Raw genomic sequence first — 16,713 nt, 5'->3', positions numbered from 1 at the left:
TCGCATTTAGCATTAATTTCCAATTCTATATCTAACTTTAAAATTAATGAAAGGTAAATATGAGTAATCTTTTATATTTCTTTCAATAATCGGAATTAGTTCATCTGCATTCGTAGTATCTAAAATACCAAAATATTCACTTATAATTTTAGGACTACCCATGTAATAGCAACCAATCTCTCCGTTAAAACTTAGTCTTCTTTTAGGTATGACTCTACCAAATCCAAATCCAACAAAAGGAACAAATTTATTCCAATCAACTTTCACACTAATTTCTCCAAAATCCTCAGCGTTTACTTCTACTCCTTCAAAGCTTATTCCAGTATTTGTGTCAACAAATGCGGAAACATTGAAATTATATAAATAACTAACTCCACCTATTAAGTGAAAAGATACTTTCTTGAAAGGGTAAAATTGAGTCGCTAAAAAAATCTGGTTGAATTTTAAATCAGATTCAATATTGATAGTTGACTTAGTATTTAGATTGACATCAAACAATCTATGATACTGAAGGTAGGTAGTTCCTACTCGCCAAAATATTTTTTTGTAAGGGGATGTTTTAGCTAATTCTAAGCCTAATCCATTTGTTCCCAAAGAGACACCGATTGATACATTATGTTTATGAACGTTTGTTGAGTCGGCTGTCGCACAAACATCATTATCAGGGCATAAGTAAAATGCCATAATAAATAGTATGAAAGTTAGATAGCGTTTAGACTGCATAAAGAATTAAAATTTCAAGTACTATGATAAAACTTAGAATTTTTGCATTCTTCTAAGTCAAAAGTAAGAACAATTTTCGATTTTCAAATAAAAAAATTATTAAACGGTATATTTTATCTGAAATTTGTTATTCTTTATCAAAATAGTAATATTGCTTTATCTTTAAATTGGTTAAAAATCAATATTCAAAATAATATTTGCTAATTATAAGATAAAACAAAATTTATAATCCATCATTAAACATAAAACATTAATTTTAACTACCTATAAGTCTTCAAACAGTTCTTTTAATTCTGTACACAATTAAACTTTTCTTAGTACCATCGAGATTAACTTAACGATTATTCCCATTCATATTAACTCTTGAAAAGCAAGTACTAAAGCTATACTATTTTAAAATTGTATTTATTAAAGAATTATGAAGAAATCAAAAATTATTGAAATAATGGATTAATTGAAGAATTGAAAGTTAACATTTCATTAAATACTATCTTAATTCAACCAAAATAATACAGAGAATATGCAATTATTCAAAGGTTAAGTTGGGTTGAAAGGAGGCTGAAAGTAGTCTAAAAGGGGGTTAATAGTGGGTTGATACAGGTGTTACTCATATCAGTAGCAAAAAAACAGGGATTAAAAAGGTCTTATCTTTTTAATCCCTGTTTACATTAAATCTTATCCCCATTCCTCCACTGCTCTACGGTTGGGAACCAAATGGATTGATATTCTGCATAGCGTTGAAGTTCGTAATGATCGTCAGCAAATTGATTAGCTCTTCTGGTAAAAGTAAAGTTTACTTCTGAATACTGACTATTTCGAGTATATGTCCAAACTTCTTTATCTTTTGTTCTGGTGATTCTCGTCGGGTCACCCATAACGATGTAAACCATTCCTTTGTCTGTCTTCCACCCTTCTTTATACGTTGTAAACAATCTGTTTGCTTGCTCTACTCTTTGATAATATGATTTAATCGTCCTCTTAGCTGTACCTTGATTTCCTTGCATGATATTTAACCAATAATTATCTAAAGAGCGTTTTGGGTCTTTGGAATTATACAAATCGCTTGTTTCTGCATTTGTGCTTACATAAATCAATGGTCTCACTAATTTTTCAGGGCGAGTCATTTTAGGAAATCGCTTATCTGCAACTACCATTCCTATTCCATAAGATTCTGTTGTATCTCTTGTAAAATAATAAAGCGCATCACTTTTTAATACAAAAGGCTTATTACTGGTAACTGTAAAAGAAGAATCTACAAACAAACTTTTTGAAGCTGCTCTTGGCGTAGTTGACATTGGTGAAATAGCCGCCTCAAAATCATAACGATATTTGAAAACTTTAAACGTTTCTTGTTTATCAGAAAGACTTTTGAGAACAACAGTATCTTGAACCGTAAAATAGTTTCTAGCTAATGGTGTTTTTCCTGTTTTATCATAAAACATAAAGTAATCGCTTACTTTACCAGATTGAAATCTTAGAAAACAATCATTAAAAATTTTATTTCCTGTTCTCAAATCTTTAATTTCTGTAAACGCCAAGCCTGTTAACAAATCTTTTGGTTTAGGAATGTCAAACCAAACGGTCAATAATCCTCCTTCCTGTGTTGAATTCTCAGCATTGATAGCGACATTTCCAGTACTTAAACTATTTTGCTTCGCACTGTAATCTGGATAAAGATTGTATGAAATCACAAAATCTTTACTTGCCTCGGCTAACGTAAAAGTTCTGTCAATATCAATACTTAAAAAAATTCGTACAGAAGAGCCATTATCTAGGAAGCGGCTTTTACTCAGAAATCTTTGTAAAAGCACTTTACTTTCGCCTTGTTCTTTGGCTTTTTTAGGTGAAGTTGAGCTACAACTTGCCAAAAACAAAATGATTGGAACGAATAGAAGTATTTTTTTCATCAGTTGAAAGAATAGCTGTAAGCCTCAAGCTCTAAGCGTTTATATTAGAAAATTAACAAATATAAATATGTCAATTATTACAAATTCGACAAGATAATTTGAGATGATAACGAATTCAATTTAATAAGTATTTTCCTGATGTCAAGCAAATGCCCTAAATTTGGGATAAAATTAAAAATTATTTCCTTTTTTACCTGATATCATGTACAAAACAACCGAGATTGCTTCCTCAGAAATCATTTCAGATAATCCTGTTCATCAAAGATTACTATTCCCATATATTGAAGCTGCTAAAATCGTTTCTGGAAACTTGCTCGAAATTGGCTGTGGTACAGGGCGTGGTGTAGCTGTTTTAGCTCCTTCAGTTGCTAATTATACTGGTGTCGATAAAAATGAGCCTTTAATGACGCAACTAAGCGCACAATATCCCTCTTTCAAATTCATTGATATGTTTTTGCCTCCTTTAAAAGGCTTGGCAGATAATACCTTTGATTATATCGTTACTTTCCAAGTAATAGAACACATTGAAGATGATAATGAATTTATTAAAGAAGCGCACAGAGTATTAAAACCTGGAGGAAAATTAATTTTAACAACTGTCAACAAGAAATATTCTCTTTCAAGAAACCCTTGGCATGTAAGAGAATATTTAGCAACAGAACTTAAAAATCTCATCTTGAAGCATTTTTCTTCAATCCAAACGCAAGGAGTTCATGGGAATGAAAAGGTGATGAATTACTATGAAGAAAATAAACGTTCGGTTGAAAAAATCACTCGTTTCGATATTTTTAATTTGCAATATCGTTTGCCAAGATGGATGTTACAAATTCCTTATGATATCGCAAACAGAATGAGTAGAAACATTATTCAACGTTCAGACAACAAATTGGTCACTGGCATTACTTATCAAGACTACTTCCTTTCAGACGATGCTGAAGAATGTTTTGATTTTTTTTATATTGCAACGAAGTAATAATTGTAAAAAAAATTATATATTGCAATGTGCTTAACCTATAAAAAGTTAAGCACATTCTTTTTTGTTAAGATTAACAAAAGGTTTCATCTTATCCGCCGCTGAGTTAAAATCAAAATCTAACAAAACATCACTAATGATAAAAACAGTATTTAACAACCAAGTAATAAGTATCTTATTGCTGGGTTTGGTATTTTTTGCATTTTCATCACAAAAACTTAACCGCTTTACTTTTAATGTTGAATATGTTGCTAAAGCGCAAGTAGGCGATGAAGTAAAATTCGTCTTTCACGTTGGTGATAATGTTCAAAGAGTAAAAGTCTATTCTGACAATAGAAGCTTAGGTACTGCTTTCGTAGCATCTAACAAAGCTATTTTTCCTTTTCTGTTTAGCTATTCTGGTGTAAAACAATTAAAATTTATTGGTATTTCTTCCAACAACGATACTGTCAATGTATCTTATGGAGAAATAGTTATTACTGGAAAAATTTTTCAGAATGATGTCATTACTTATGAGCGAAAAAACGCTCAAAAAGATAATAACGTAATGGCATATAATGATGGAAACTTGCCCAAAGATGCTCTTGGTGAGTATTTATTCCCCAACAGAGTCAATACTTCGCTTAGATTCCCTCCTACTCCCAACGAAGACCCTTTTGGAAAAAACCAAAATGTCTATGCTACAGCAATTGGTCATCCTACAGCCGATGAAGCTAAAGGTTTTATTGCCGACATTAGTCAAGATGCTCAGTTTTTGTCAAGAAAATATCAAATTCCAGCAAGTATTGTCATTGCGATGGCAGCCTTAGAAAGCGGCTATGGTTTTAGTAGAAATGCAGTTTATGCCAACAACTTTTTAGGAATTAAACAATGGAAAGGTAACAATTCAAATGCTTATCAACTAAAAGGTCAACCTGATGAACATGGAGGGAAAGTACAAATTCTGAAAATTACAGAAGAAGGTCAATATATTTACGATGAAGATAACCGACCAGATAATTGGTACAAGCGTTTTAATTCTCGTGCAGATTGCATGACTTTTTTGGTAGAAGAAATCTTTTTACACAAAACAGGTTTGTGGAAACGTGATTACAGCGATATTCCAAGATTCTATCAAGGACAAATAGCTGAAGGAGTGGATAAATATTCTGCCGCTTATACATTTGTATATGCAATTGGAGAAAAAGGCTATTCACACAAAGGTGGCAAATATTATGCTGATAGAATTATGAAATTAGTAGATAAGTATAATCTGATTCAATATGATTAGTCCTAATGAGTAATGAGTAATGAGTAATGAGTAATGAGTAATGAGTAATGAGTAATGGAAAGTGATATTTCATGTGAATCAGTTGTCTCATCCTAAAAAAGCTTGACAGTATTAGGGGTTAAAAACTGAATTGATTGTCAAGTTTTTTTTATTGTATTACCAAGATTACACCATTTATTTTTTATTTCTAAATGTATTTTAATCTTTTGTGTTAATACTGGTTTTTGTGCTAAGTTGGGCTTCTATTCCTGTTCATTTCTTTGTGTTTTGGCTTATTCCTACTTGATATTTAATATTGATTCTTATTCCTGATTTTACTTACTCTTACTGAATTTATTCCTAAAGATTACTCGGTTTGATTGGGCTAAAACGCTTATGAATGACATGGGGTTTTACCTGCTTTCCTTGCGACTTTTCTTGCATTTTTATCACTTCATCAGAGACTTTCTCTACTGAGCTTTTGGTCTCTTTCTGCTGAATATTACGCTTCTTCCATCGCTTGATTAATACTCCTTTTTGTTCATGAGCTACCACTGGAGTAAGTCTGTCACAACTATCGTGCGTCCTTAATTCATTATAGCTTTTGATGGCTCTATCGACGGCTACTTGAGCTGTTTGATGGCTCTCAAAAACTTGATTTAACAGGAACTCATGTTTGAGGATTCCATTCACTCTTTCCGCCATCGCATTTTCGTAAGGGTCTCCGTTTTCTGTCATCGATAATTGAATGCCTAAGTGATCTGTTGTATTAACATAATCTTGACAACAATACTGAATGCCACGGTCGCTATGATGAATGAGTTTATCCGTCCTCTTGAGGTCTTTACTGGCCATCAGCAAAGCATCAATGGCTCCCTTAGCTTCTAAAGTAGGATGAAGTTTGTATCCCACAATCTTATGACTATAAGCATCGGTGATGATACTTAAATAGCTGAATCCCTTTGCTGTACGAATATAAGTAATATCGCTAACCCATAATTCCCCTGCCTGATCTAAGACTAATTCCCTGATTAGATTCCCATATTTACGGTATGGATGATTGGAATTGGTGGTAATCGCTCTTGATTTACGCTGACGAATTAAGAGACCATAATTGTCAAGTAAAGTGTATAAAGCATCTCGCCCTAACTTGATATGATGCTCTACCAAACGAGGTTTTAGGCTCTCGTAAAGCTTAGAAGTACCACAACGAGGTAAGTCTTTACGTATCTCCAATACCCATTTCAACACCATTGATTCCTCAAGAGGTTTTGAATGGACAACAGTCTTTTGCTCATAAAAAGCCTGACGGCTTTTGCCAAACAGTTTGCAGAAATAGCCAAGGCTATAAGCATGAGCATACCACTGCATAAGCAGGATTACTGTCTGGCTCCAGGCTTTTTTCGGATATTAATCTTGAGCTTCTCCTCGGCTACATCAATCAAGGTATTCAAGGCAATGTTGTACATTTTGGCTTGCTCTAATTGTTTTTCAAGCTCCTTGGTTCTGGCTTGAAGAAGGGCTAAATCTTGTTTCTCTTGAAAGGTCATTTCTGGTAAAGATAATACCATTTCCTGAGCATATTTCAAGCGCCATTTATGAATTAAGGTATAACCATTATTAGGATGAAAATTGAAACGTTCGATAGCTTGAGCAGGCGTTAATCGCTGCTCCTCTATTTCTCGAACTAACCAGCGACGAAAAGCCACTTCATAAGTGAAATCCTCATCCTGTTGCTCGAAAGATGAAGAAACTAAAGTTGTATAAAAAGAAGATTCGCTCGATAAAGACATTGTGCTAAAGGTTAGCTAATACTGTCAAGCTTTTTTAGGATGAGACAAGTTCCCTAAAACTGATTTAATTTTGCCTTTTTATTCAATGAAATTATCTTGAAAATTGCTAATTCAACTTCATAGTTTATGTTTTATAAATCAGCGATATAAGCTTTTCCTCCTAATCCTCTCATTTGTCTCATGATGAAATTTGTTCTTTTTTGAACATATTTAGATGGATTGGCAATTGAAAATCTATTGGGACTTGGTAAAACGGCAGCAATTCTAGCAGCTTCTGCTCTGTTGATTAATTTGGCACTGTGTCCGTAATAACGCAAAGCGGCAGCTTCTACACCAAAGGTCATTTTCCCCATTTCTGCTACATTCAAATATACTTCTAGGATTCTTTCTTTACCCCAAATTACTTCAATCAAAAAAGTAAAATATACTTCTAATACTTTCCTAACATAGCTTCTTCCTTGCCAAAGAAATACGTTTTTGGCTACTTGCTGAGAAATAGTACTTGCTCCTTTTATTTTTTTTCCTTTTAAATTATGACGAAAAGCTCCCCACATGGCATTAAAATCAAAGCCCAAATGCTGAGGGAAAAGTTGGTCTTCTGAAGCAACAACTGCCAAAGCTGCCTCTTTTGAAATATTTTCGTAAGGTTCCCAATCAGAGTGAATTTCAGAATCTCTACCTTCAAAAATGGCTGTAACTTTACGGTCAATCATTGTTGGAGTAACCCAAATTGGTACAAATTTCAAAACCAATACCCAAGCTAATGAAATGGAAAAGAAGTAAATTAAAAACTTAATACAATAAGAAATAACAAGTTGTACTATTGGATGGCGTTTGTTGGATACGTCGATATCATCATTCAATGAAGATTGAACAGTACGCTTCTTGTTAGTTTTCTCTTCTTGTGGAGGAGTTCTGAATGTATTTTTAGCCATGTATAAGATGGTTATCGGTTAACATAAATACAAAAAAACGAAGAATTCACTGAAAAGAAAAGCACCTTTGAAATTCATAAATACATTTCAAGGCTAAAAAAACAAATCTGAGGCGATTCTATCTACAAATAATTTCCCTTTTTCGGTAATCAATAAAGTATCATTTTCAATCCATAAAAAACCTTCTGAAAACTGATTTTTCAAAATATCTTGGTTGAATTCAAGGAAATCATTTTCTAATAATTGATTGAGTTTTTTCAACTCGCAACCCCATTTAGTTCTTAATCCAGTCAATAAGTACTCGTTTATTCTATCTTCTTTCGTCAGAATTTCTATCGTTGCTGGAATTTGTTCCGTTGATAAAGCATTTAAATACTTAGCATTATTAGCAACATTATATTGTCGGCTTAAATGGTTGAAACTGTGCGCTGAAGGTCCAATGCCTAAATACTCTTCTTGTTTCCAATAACTGGTATTATGCCTAGCATATTGGTTATTGTGAGCAAAATTCGAAATTTCATATTGCTCAAAACCATTTGAAGCTAAATGATTAACTAACATTTCAAATTGTTGACTGGCAAATTCGTCATTAATTACTTCTATTTTACCTTGTTTAAGCCATTTTCCAAAAACAGTTTTTGGTTCGATTGTCAAACAATAGGCAGAAATATGATTCAAGTTTAAAGCGGTTGCTTTTGCCAAATCATTTTCAAAAATCGCATGACTATCCGACGGAATGGCGTAAATCAAATCAATCGTCAAATTATGAATTCCTAGGTCTTGCGACAGTTTTACACAAGTTTCAGCCTCTTGAGCGGTATGAATTCTATTGATTTTTTTCAAATGATTCTCGTTAAAAGACTGAATTCCAATACTTAAACGATTGATTCCAAAACGTTTAAAAGAACGCAATTTTTCTAAATTCAAATCATCCGGATTAGCTTCTAAAGTAATTTCAGCGCCATCTATTACTTGATAATGCCGATGAATAGTTTCAAAAATCAATGCTAAATCTTTTTCTTCTAATAAAGATGGCGTTCCCCCTCCGAAGTAAATGGTGCTTAAATTTTTATCTTGAAGATATTTGTTTTGAAGCCTAATTTCTTGACAAATAGCATTTACCATTTCATCCTTTACTTTCAGAGAAGTACTAAAATGAAAATCACAATAATGGCAAGCCTGTCGGCAAAAGGGAATGTGGATGTATAAATGCAAAGAGAAAATAATTTGAAAATTTGAAAATAAGCAGATTTGAAAATGATATTAATTATTCCCAAGCTTTCATTTTCAAATTTTCAAATCGGTTTAAATTTTCAAATTAAAATTACTCTGGTAGGAATGTTAAATAACTTAAATCTTCTTCTTGAAACATTTCGTTGGCCAAATCTTGTAATTGAGTCGCCGAAACGTTTTTGATTTGCTCGAATAATTCATCCAAAGTATCAATTCTATCAATATCTAAAAGACTTTTCGCCATCATCAACATAAAACTCATATTGCCTTCTTCAGACATCGCCATTTGTCCCATCAATTGCTCTTTGGTATTAATCAATTGCGTTTTAGTCAGCGAAATATCTCTTAGTTTTTTGAGTTCTTTTAAAATTAGCGTGTTTACTTTATTCAATCGCTTTGCTTCTGTGGCGAAATAAATTCCCCAATAACCTGTATCAATAAAAGGAGTATAACCTGCATCAATGGCATAAACCAAGCCATTGCGTTCACGCACAGCAAGGTTTAATCTTGAATTCATCCCAAAACCACCTAACAAATTAACCAACATAAAAAACGGCAAACGTTTGTCATCAGCCAAAGCATAAGCATTTCTACCAATAGCCACATGCGCTTGGGTAATACTTCTAGTAATGCTAATATTCTGGGGTTTGTAATCTACAGGTGCTACACGCACCAAATTAGAAGATTTAGCAGGAATATCTTTTAAAAATTTCTCTACATAATGAATTACTTTTTTGAAAGGAATATTACCAATGGATGAAAAAATTACTCTTCCAGTATCTAAATTTTCAGCGATAAAATCTAATAAATCTTGTCTGCTAAATCTAGAAACACTTTCTTGATTACCTAATGTGTTTTTCCCTAATTGATGATTTGCAAAAACGATTTCATCAAAATCATCTTGAATAGCATCTTCAGGCGAATCGTAGTACATCGCCATTTCCTCCAAAATCACACCTCTTTCACGCTCTACTTGCTTATCAGGGAAGTTAGAATTGAAAGTAATATCAGCCAACAATTCCAAGGCACGTTCGTAATGTGGCGTAAGAACAGAAGCATGAAAACAGATTTTTTCTTTGGTAGTATAGGCGTTTAATTCTCCTCCAACAATTTCTAAACGATTGATAATCTGTAATGAAGTACGTTTTTTAGTTCCTTTAAAGGCCATATGCTCCCAAAAATGAGCCAAACCTTGCTGGTGCGCTTTTTCATCACGACTACCCATATCTAACATGATTCCGATATGTGAAATAGCAGTATGTGTTACTTGACGATGCACTACTCTGATTCCATTCGGTAATCTATATTCTTGTATATCTAACATGCGGTATTAATTTGTATTCAAAGCTGAAATTGATGAATTGAATACTTTATAAAAATTTAATCTAATTAAATACAAAGTTATTACTTTAAGGCTAGTATGCCATAAAACAAAAGAGTAATCACATTGAATCGCCTGCAAAAACAGGAAATCATTCTCTGAATTAACATTTATCATCAGGAAAGAAGGCTTACTCGTTTTTATTTAACCCAATTCAGGGTAATTTTGTGCAGTAATATTTGAAATTAATTTTCATATTGCTAAAATCACCCATTATTTCACTCATTAATCAATAAAAATGAAAATCGGTTTTGATGCCAAAAGAGCTTTTAATAACAATACAGGCTTGGGAAATTATAGTCGGTTTATCATTGACGCATTGTTAAAGTACGCTCCAGAAAACAATTATTTTGCCTACACGCCAAAAATCAATAAAGCTCCTTTCACTGAAAAATACATAAACGAAGCCTTAGTCAACTTCAAGATTAAACTGCCTAAATCGAAAAAGTTAAAATCTTTTTGGAGAAGTTTTTTAATCGGTAAGGATTTAAAAAGAGATGAAATTCAAATTTTTCATGGATTAAGTAATGAATTGCCTATTGGATTGAAAAGGAAAAAAATCAAATCAATCGTCACCATTCATGATTTGATTTTTGAGCGTTATCCCAATTTATATCCAGCTTTCGACCGCTTCATTTATCAAATTAAATTTAAAAAAGCTTGTCAACATGCCGATGTAATTGTAGCCATTAGCGAACAAACCAAAAGAGATATTGTAAATTTCTATCAGATAAATCCAGAAAAAATTGAAGTTATTTATCAAGATTCTGATGCTATTTTCAAAACAAAACTTGAGGAAGAACAAATAGATTCGATAAAAGTAAAGTACGATATTCATAAAAAATACTTGCTTTGTGTCGCCACCATCGCCGAACGAAAAAACCAATTAATGTTGGTAAAAGCCTTTCATAAATTACATTTGGCAGATTATGAATTGATATTAGTTGGTGGAAAATCCGATTATCAAAAACAAATTGAAAGTTATATTCAGGAACACTCACTTAGCAATATCAAAATATTCAATAAAGTGCCTTTTTCAGATTTACCAGCTTTGTATCAAGGTAGTTCTTTATTTGTGTATCCTTCATTTTTTGAAGGTTTTGGCATTCCTATTTTAGAAGCTTTGCATTCAGGCATTCCAGTGATTGCGGCTACAGGTTCATGTTTGGAAGAAGCTGGAGGAAAAGGCGCTTTATATGCTAATCCTGACGATTTGAATGATTTATCAAGTAAAATCCTACAAGTTTTGTCGAATAAATCTTTACGAAAACAAATGGTTTTAGACGGGAAACAACATATCGCACAATTTTCAGCCGAAAATATTGCCAAACAATTGGTCAATATTTATCAGAATACTTTAGCATCATCTTATTAAAATCTCAATATCAAAAATGGACTTTTTACCTCAAAATATCAACGATTATTCTGAAAACCATACTTCTCCAGAAAGTGATTTATTAGCAAAACTCAACAGAGAAACTCATGCAAAGATATTACAATCAAGAATGCTTTCAGGGCATTTGCAAGGAAGAGTATTGGCGATGTTCTCGCACATGATGCAGGCCAAAAGTATTTTGGAAATTGGTACTTATACAGGTTATTCTGCTTTATGTTTGGCAGAAGGATTGGTAGAAGGAGGAAAAATTATCACGATTGATGTCAATGAAGAATTAGAAAGTTTTACCAAACAATTCTTTGATGATTCTGAATATGCAGATAAAATTGATTACAGAATTGGAGATGCCGCCGAAATAATTCCGACTTTGGATGAAGTATTCGACATCGTTTTTATTGATGCAGATAAAATGAGTTATGCAAAATACTATGATTTAATTTTTGATAAAGTAAGAAAAGGTGGTTACATTATTTCTGACAATGTACTTTGGAGTGGAAAAGTAGCCAATATTGAGCAAGGCAAAAAAATAGACAAAGACACACAAAACCTGCTGAATTTCAATAAGATGTGTCACGAAGACCCAAGAACCGAAAATATTTTGATGCCTTTGAGAGATGGCTTGATGATTAGTAGAAAACTTTAGGCATAAGAAGCTAGAGACAAGTAGCAAGACACAAGATATAAGAGGTAAAATTCTTTTAACTTGAGTCTTGAATCTCAAATCTTGTGTCTTGCTTCCAACATCTTAGCTCTCACTTCTTAATCAACAACTTTTGTCCAACACTTACTGAAAAATTCTTCAGATTATTCCATTTTACCACTTGGTCAACGGTAACACCATGAATTTTGGATACTCTGAAAACAGTTTCTCCAGCTTTTACAACATGATATACATTGTTGCCATTCGTTTGAACAGTTTCTTTAATTACTTTCGGAGCAACTTTTTCTGAATCTGGTTCTTCTACTAATTTCACAGAAGGCATAATTGTACTGTTCGATACCAGTAATTCTTGATCAATTTCTACAATATTGCTATTTAGTTTGTTCCATTTTCTGATTTCAGCCACTGTAATTCCATACATTTTTGAAATACTATAAAGCGTTTCTTTGGCTTTAACGGTATGCGTATTTTTTAAACTAGGTTTCGCTGTTTCTTCTTTGGCAATTACTTTAGACGCTTCTGGCTTAGGAATATCTTTCTCCTCTTTTGTAAATATTTTACTTGTACTAGGATTGCCTACTGATGGTTTTTCAACAGCATCTTTTATTTCTTTTGTCGAAACGTTGGTTTTTGTACTCGGTTTTACTTCTGGAATTACCTTTACAATCTGCTCAGGCTTAGTGGTAATATTTTTATCTTTCGTTTTGCTTTCAACAATCTTTACTTCTGGAGTTTTTTCGTTTTCTCTCGCTCCAGAAACTAATGAAGTAGCTGGTTTATAAACTTTAATTACTTGCCCGATTTGCAATTTTTCATCAAGCTTAATATTATTTAAACTCAATACTTCGCCTACTTTCATATCGTAAAATTGGGCAATGCCAAAATAAGTATCTTTGGCAGAAACAACATGAGCCTTTATTTCTCTAGTTAATACTTTATCCTCCACTTTAGGTATATTAGAAGGCTCTGGAGAAGCCACTGTTGTTTTTACTTTATCAGTTGTAGGAATTGGTTCTTTCGCAATTACTTTTTCTTTTGTCTCTACAACAACAGGATTCACTGGCTTCAATTCCTTGGTGTCTATTTCAGCTTTCTTTTCCTCTTTTGGCTTTTCTGTAATGATAACCGGTTTATCCTCTGTTTCTTTTGGAGTATTGGTTACAACCACTGTTTTTTCAGTAGTGTTACTTATTTTAGGAGTATCTTTCTTTGAATCTACAATTTGAATCGGTGTATCTGGTCTGGTTTCAATTAACCATAAAAGTCTTCCTTTTTGTAAGCGTTGCATTTGGGGAATTCTATTTTTAGCCATTAAATCCTCTAAATGAATCCCATATATTTGAGAGATTGACCAAAGTGTTTCATTACTTTCTACGGTATGATAAGCCACTACCGCACGGTGGTCTTTTTTCCTCAAATAATAAACTTCATTAGGAATGATTCTACTATCAGCATCCAAATCATTAAATTTCAAGAATTTACTCAGGCTAATATCGCCACGATTGGCAATGCTTGCAGGAGTATCGCCATCAATTGAAAGGATTCCTCTTTTTCCGTTTATTTCATAAAAAATTGGCTCAGTTTTACTGTTCCCTTGAGTAAGCCTCACGAGTACTGGAAAACCTAAATCTTGCACCTGAGTACTTGGATTAACTGTTGGCTTTGGACTTAAATTATTTTGGCTGAGGTCTCTATACTTTTGGTTACTCATCGGTACGTAAACCACATAGTCTTTATCTTTAGGAACAGTAGTTCCTTTCAGCCAAGCATTATTTTGAGCAATAAATGCTGGACTAACAGCTAATTCATTGGCAATTTCATTAACACTTTTGCCTTTACTGTTACTGTATTCATACAAGAAATCATTATTCGAGCTGTTTTTGGCTTTGTTGTATTCACTTTCTAAAAAAAATCTATGTGCCAAAAAACGAAGTAAATACCAATCTGTAGTGTTAGTAACGGTGATTTCTTTTTTACCAACCCAATCTGTAGCAGGATGATTTTTAATAGCACCTTGCCCGATACGATAGGAAAGCAGGGTTGTCATCCAATTTTTTAAAAGTTGATTATTCCTATTTAAATATATCGCAGCAGCTTTGGTAGATGCCGCCAAGTGTTTTCTTTCATCAACAAACCCATCGACTCTCAAACCTACTTCTCTGGCTGTTTCAGTTTTAAATTGCCAATAACCAACCGCTCCTGAAATAGAAATAGCCTCTGGGTCAAATACACTTTCTTGTACACATAAATACTTTATTTCGTCTGGAACGCCCGCATCGGCTAAAATTCGTTCAATCACTGGAAAGTGAATGACCATTTTGTCCACAAGTACATCTAAATATTTACGATTATTATTTAAACTTTGTATTTCTTTTTCAATGATGTTTCGTGCATAGCTATCATATTTTACATTAACAGAACCAACCTTGATACTACGAGGTAAAGACTGTGCGTGAGAAGAAACAAAAGGAGAAAATACAATAATCAATAACAAAATGTACTTGTTCATAATTTAGAAATTCTTAGGAATTAATATGAAAAGATACTCTCTTCATCGAAAAATAGTTTATCAGTACACTCAAATAAATACCTAAAGTACAATTAAAGCTTCAATAGTTAAATATCTTTATTGCGTAATTACCAAAAACCTTGCCTGAAATTTCAAAAAGACACAAGTCAAATTATGATGATTGCAGGTATTCGATAAAATTTTAAGTAATTTTGCTTTCTCTTCTTGCTAAAAAAGCATGCCAAGATGTACATAAAAATAAAAATTGAATATGATTTTGATAGAAGACACCGTCATCAGCGATGATATTATTGAGAAATTCTTCGTTTGTGACCTCATAAAATGTAAAGGTGCTTGTTGTGTGGAAGGCGATTTGGGTGCTCCATTGAACGATGACGAGCTTCCTATTATGGAACAAATCTATCAAGATGTAAAACCATATCTTTCACAAGAAGGTATCAAAGCAATTGAAGAAGAAGGCATTTATGTGAAAGATTGGGAAGGCGATTTTTCTACGCCAGTCATCAAAGGCAGAGAATGTGCTTATGCTATTTATGATGATAGAAACATTCTGAAATGTGGAATTGAACAGGCTTTCTTTGATGGTAAAATATCTTGGAGAAAACCGATTTCTTGCCACCTCTATCCTATCCGAATTACCAAGTACGAACATTATGAAGCCCTCAATTATGACCGCTGGCATATTTGTTCAGATGCTTGTACGCATGGAGAACAATTGGGTGTTGAACTGTACAAATTCTTGAAAGAACCTTTGATTAGAAAATACGGAGAAGCTTGGTATCAAGAATTGTTGAACGAAGCCAGAGACAGAGAACAATTATAAAATGAAAAATGCCTTTGATGATATTTACGAAGTAGTTCGGTTGATTCCTCATGGAAGAGTAAGCTCTTACGGAGCAATTGCTGAATATTTGGGTGGAAAAGGTGGCGCTAGAATGGTCGGTTGGGCAATGAATGCCTCACACAATGATGATACGATTCCTGCACATAGAGTAGTGAATCGTAATGGAGTACTAACTGGCAAAGCCTTTTTTGGTGGAAACAGAATGCAAGAATTACTTGAAAACGAAGGAATTATTGTTAAAAACGACAAGATTCAAAACTTTAAAGAGCTTTTCTGGTCGCCAACAAAAGAATTATTATAAAATCAAAAAGCCATTTGCCTCAACGACAAATGGCTTTTTATTTAGCTTCTTGGCATCATTCGATACGTCACATTTACTTTCTGGGTATCTTCATCTACAATTCCTGCATAAAAACCTGCAAAAACTACCGCAGTCGGGATATCAATATGATTCAAATCATGAATATCCCATTTTACTTTTTTAGCATCAATAGCAAGATGTAAGTCTAAATGGTTTTTATCGGTATTAATAATATCCCATGTTATTTCTTGACCATCCTCAAAATCCATTAGTAATTTAGTATTATCTTCTTTCAAAGTCCATGTACCGTGATGGGTTTTTCCTGCTCCATCAGTATAATCAACACGCTCTTCAGTTGTCAGTCTAAAAGACTCCTTCGAATAATCATGCAAATTGGCTGCTACGCCACGTTCGTACAAAACATTTTTACGAGTATCAGCTTGATAATTCACTACATTAATCACCCAACTTTTGGCTAACATTTCAGTAATCAAAGCATCACTTTTGTTTGGTAGTATAGCTTGTTTAATCTCGGAAGAAAGGTTAGTTTGTTGTTGTTTAACCTTACAAGCGTAAACTACAGAACCAAGTATAAGCATGGTTGCTGTCAATTTAATCAATTTTTTCATATCCTTGATTTGGGATTTAGGTAAACCTCTTTTGGTTTACGTGAACAATAATTAAAGAATCACTCGATAAGCAAGACGAAACCTTAACAGAAAAAAAACAATGTTTGAAAATTTAGTAATTAGGATTATTCTGTGGAATTTGTTTCCTGAGATTGTTC

At 33.1% G+C, this 16,713-nt stretch carries 15 protein-coding genes; 6 read left to right on the top strand and 9 right to left on the bottom strand.

Annotated elements, in window-relative coordinates; translation table 11 throughout:
- Positions 1-12 precede the first annotated feature (12 nt).
- Both ABID42_RS12015 and ABID42_RS12010 read right to left on the bottom strand, forming a co-directional pair.
- The gene (locus tag ABID42_RS12015; protein ID WP_367283858.1) at positions 13-684 is read right to left on the bottom strand and encodes a hypothetical protein; all 672 of its coding nucleotides are present in this window, start codon (positions 682-684) and stop codon (positions 13-15) included.
- Positions 685-1,391: 707 nt separating this feature from the next.
- Positions 1,392-2,630 carry a GWxTD domain-containing protein gene (locus ABID42_RS12010; protein WP_367283857.1) on the bottom strand — a complete coding sequence of 413 codons (1,239 nt, stop codon included), beginning with the start codon at positions 2,628-2,630 and terminating at the stop codon, positions 1,392-1,394.
- Positions 2,631-2,832: 202 nt separating this feature from the next.
- On the opposite strand from ABID42_RS12010, the gene ABID42_RS12005 reads away from it, so the two are divergent.
- Positions 2,833-3,603 (top strand): class I SAM-dependent methyltransferase, encoded by a 771-nt coding sequence (locus ABID42_RS12005; RefSeq protein ID WP_367283856.1) that lies wholly within the window; start codon positions 2,833-2,835, stop codon positions 3,601-3,603.
- A 136-nt stretch (positions 3,604-3,739) separates the two neighbouring features.
- Positions 3,740-4,873, top strand: a complete 1,134-nt coding sequence (locus ABID42_RS12000) for a glucosaminidase domain-containing protein (RefSeq protein WP_367283855.1) — start codon at positions 3,740-3,742, stop codon at positions 4,871-4,873.
- Positions 4,874-5,212: 339 nt separating this feature from the next.
- Here ABID42_RS12000 and ABID42_RS11995 read toward each other — a convergent pair whose 3' ends face one another.
- From ABID42_RS11995 to ABID42_RS11975, 5 genes are all read right to left on the bottom strand, one after another.
- The gene (locus tag ABID42_RS11995) at positions 5,213-6,223 is read right to left on the bottom strand and encodes an IS3 family transposase (protein WP_367283854.1); all 1,011 of its coding nucleotides are present in this window, start codon (positions 6,221-6,223) and stop codon (positions 5,213-5,215) included.
- A gap of 8 nt (positions 6,224-6,231) precedes the next feature.
- Positions 6,232-6,645, bottom strand: coding sequence for a hypothetical protein (locus tag ABID42_RS11990; RefSeq protein ID WP_367283853.1), 414 nt, complete (start codon positions 6,643-6,645; stop codon positions 6,232-6,234).
- A 131-nt stretch (positions 6,646-6,776) separates the two neighbouring features.
- Positions 6,777-7,580 (bottom strand): monofunctional biosynthetic peptidoglycan transglycosylase, encoded by an 804-nt coding sequence (gene mtgA, locus ABID42_RS11985; RefSeq protein WP_323689094.1) that lies wholly within the window; start codon positions 7,578-7,580, stop codon positions 6,777-6,779.
- A 93-nt stretch (positions 7,581-7,673) separates the two neighbouring features.
- A complete protein-coding gene (hemW, locus tag ABID42_RS11980) occupies positions 7,674-8,795 on the bottom strand; it encodes a radical SAM family heme chaperone HemW (protein ID WP_367283852.1) in 1,122 nt (373 codons plus the stop codon).
- A gap of 109 nt (positions 8,796-8,904) precedes the next feature.
- Positions 8,905-10,137 (bottom strand): M16 family metallopeptidase, encoded by a 1,233-nt coding sequence (locus ABID42_RS11975; protein WP_367283851.1) that lies wholly within the window; start codon positions 10,135-10,137, stop codon positions 8,905-8,907.
- 295 nt (positions 10,138-10,432) lie between these two features.
- Between ABID42_RS11975 and ABID42_RS11970 the strand changes: the two genes are divergently transcribed.
- Both ABID42_RS11970 and ABID42_RS11965 read left to right on the top strand, forming a co-directional pair.
- Positions 10,433-11,569, top strand: a complete 1,137-nt coding sequence (locus ABID42_RS11970; protein WP_367283850.1) for a glycosyltransferase family 4 protein — start codon at positions 10,433-10,435, stop codon at positions 11,567-11,569.
- A 16-nt stretch (positions 11,570-11,585) separates the two neighbouring features.
- Entirely contained in the window at positions 11,586-12,233 is a 648-nt protein-coding gene (locus ABID42_RS11965) for an O-methyltransferase (RefSeq protein WP_367283849.1), read from the top strand.
- Positions 12,234-12,342: 109 nt separating this feature from the next.
- Here ABID42_RS11965 and ABID42_RS11960 read toward each other — a convergent pair whose 3' ends face one another.
- Entirely contained in the window at positions 12,343-14,760 is a 2,418-nt protein-coding gene (locus ABID42_RS11960) for a LysM peptidoglycan-binding domain-containing protein (RefSeq protein WP_367283848.1), read from the bottom strand.
- A gap of 271 nt (positions 14,761-15,031) precedes the next feature.
- On the opposite strand from ABID42_RS11960, the gene ABID42_RS11955 reads away from it, so the two are divergent.
- A complete protein-coding gene (locus tag ABID42_RS11955; RefSeq protein WP_323689088.1) occupies positions 15,032-15,604 on the top strand; it encodes a DUF3109 family protein in 573 nt (190 codons plus the stop codon).
- A gap of 1 nt (position 15,605) precedes the next feature.
- The gene (locus ABID42_RS11950) at positions 15,606-15,926 is read left to right on the top strand and encodes an MGMT family protein (RefSeq protein ID WP_367283847.1); all 321 of its coding nucleotides are present in this window, start codon (positions 15,606-15,608) and stop codon (positions 15,924-15,926) included.
- Between the two features lie 41 nt (positions 15,927-15,967).
- On the opposite strand, the gene ABID42_RS11945 is transcribed toward ABID42_RS11950, so the two are convergent.
- A complete protein-coding gene (locus ABID42_RS11945) occupies positions 15,968-16,555 on the bottom strand; it encodes a lipocalin family protein (protein WP_367283846.1) in 588 nt (195 codons plus the stop codon).
- Positions 16,556-16,713: the final 158 nt, after the last annotated feature.

This window comes from Arcicella rosea (genome assembly GCF_040543805.1).
Lineage (GTDB): Bacteria > Bacteroidota > Bacteroidia > Cytophagales > Spirosomataceae > Arcicella > Arcicella rosea.
The sequence above is the reverse complement of the archived record's forward strand: the minus strand, read 5'-3'. Positions and strand labels throughout refer to the sequence as shown.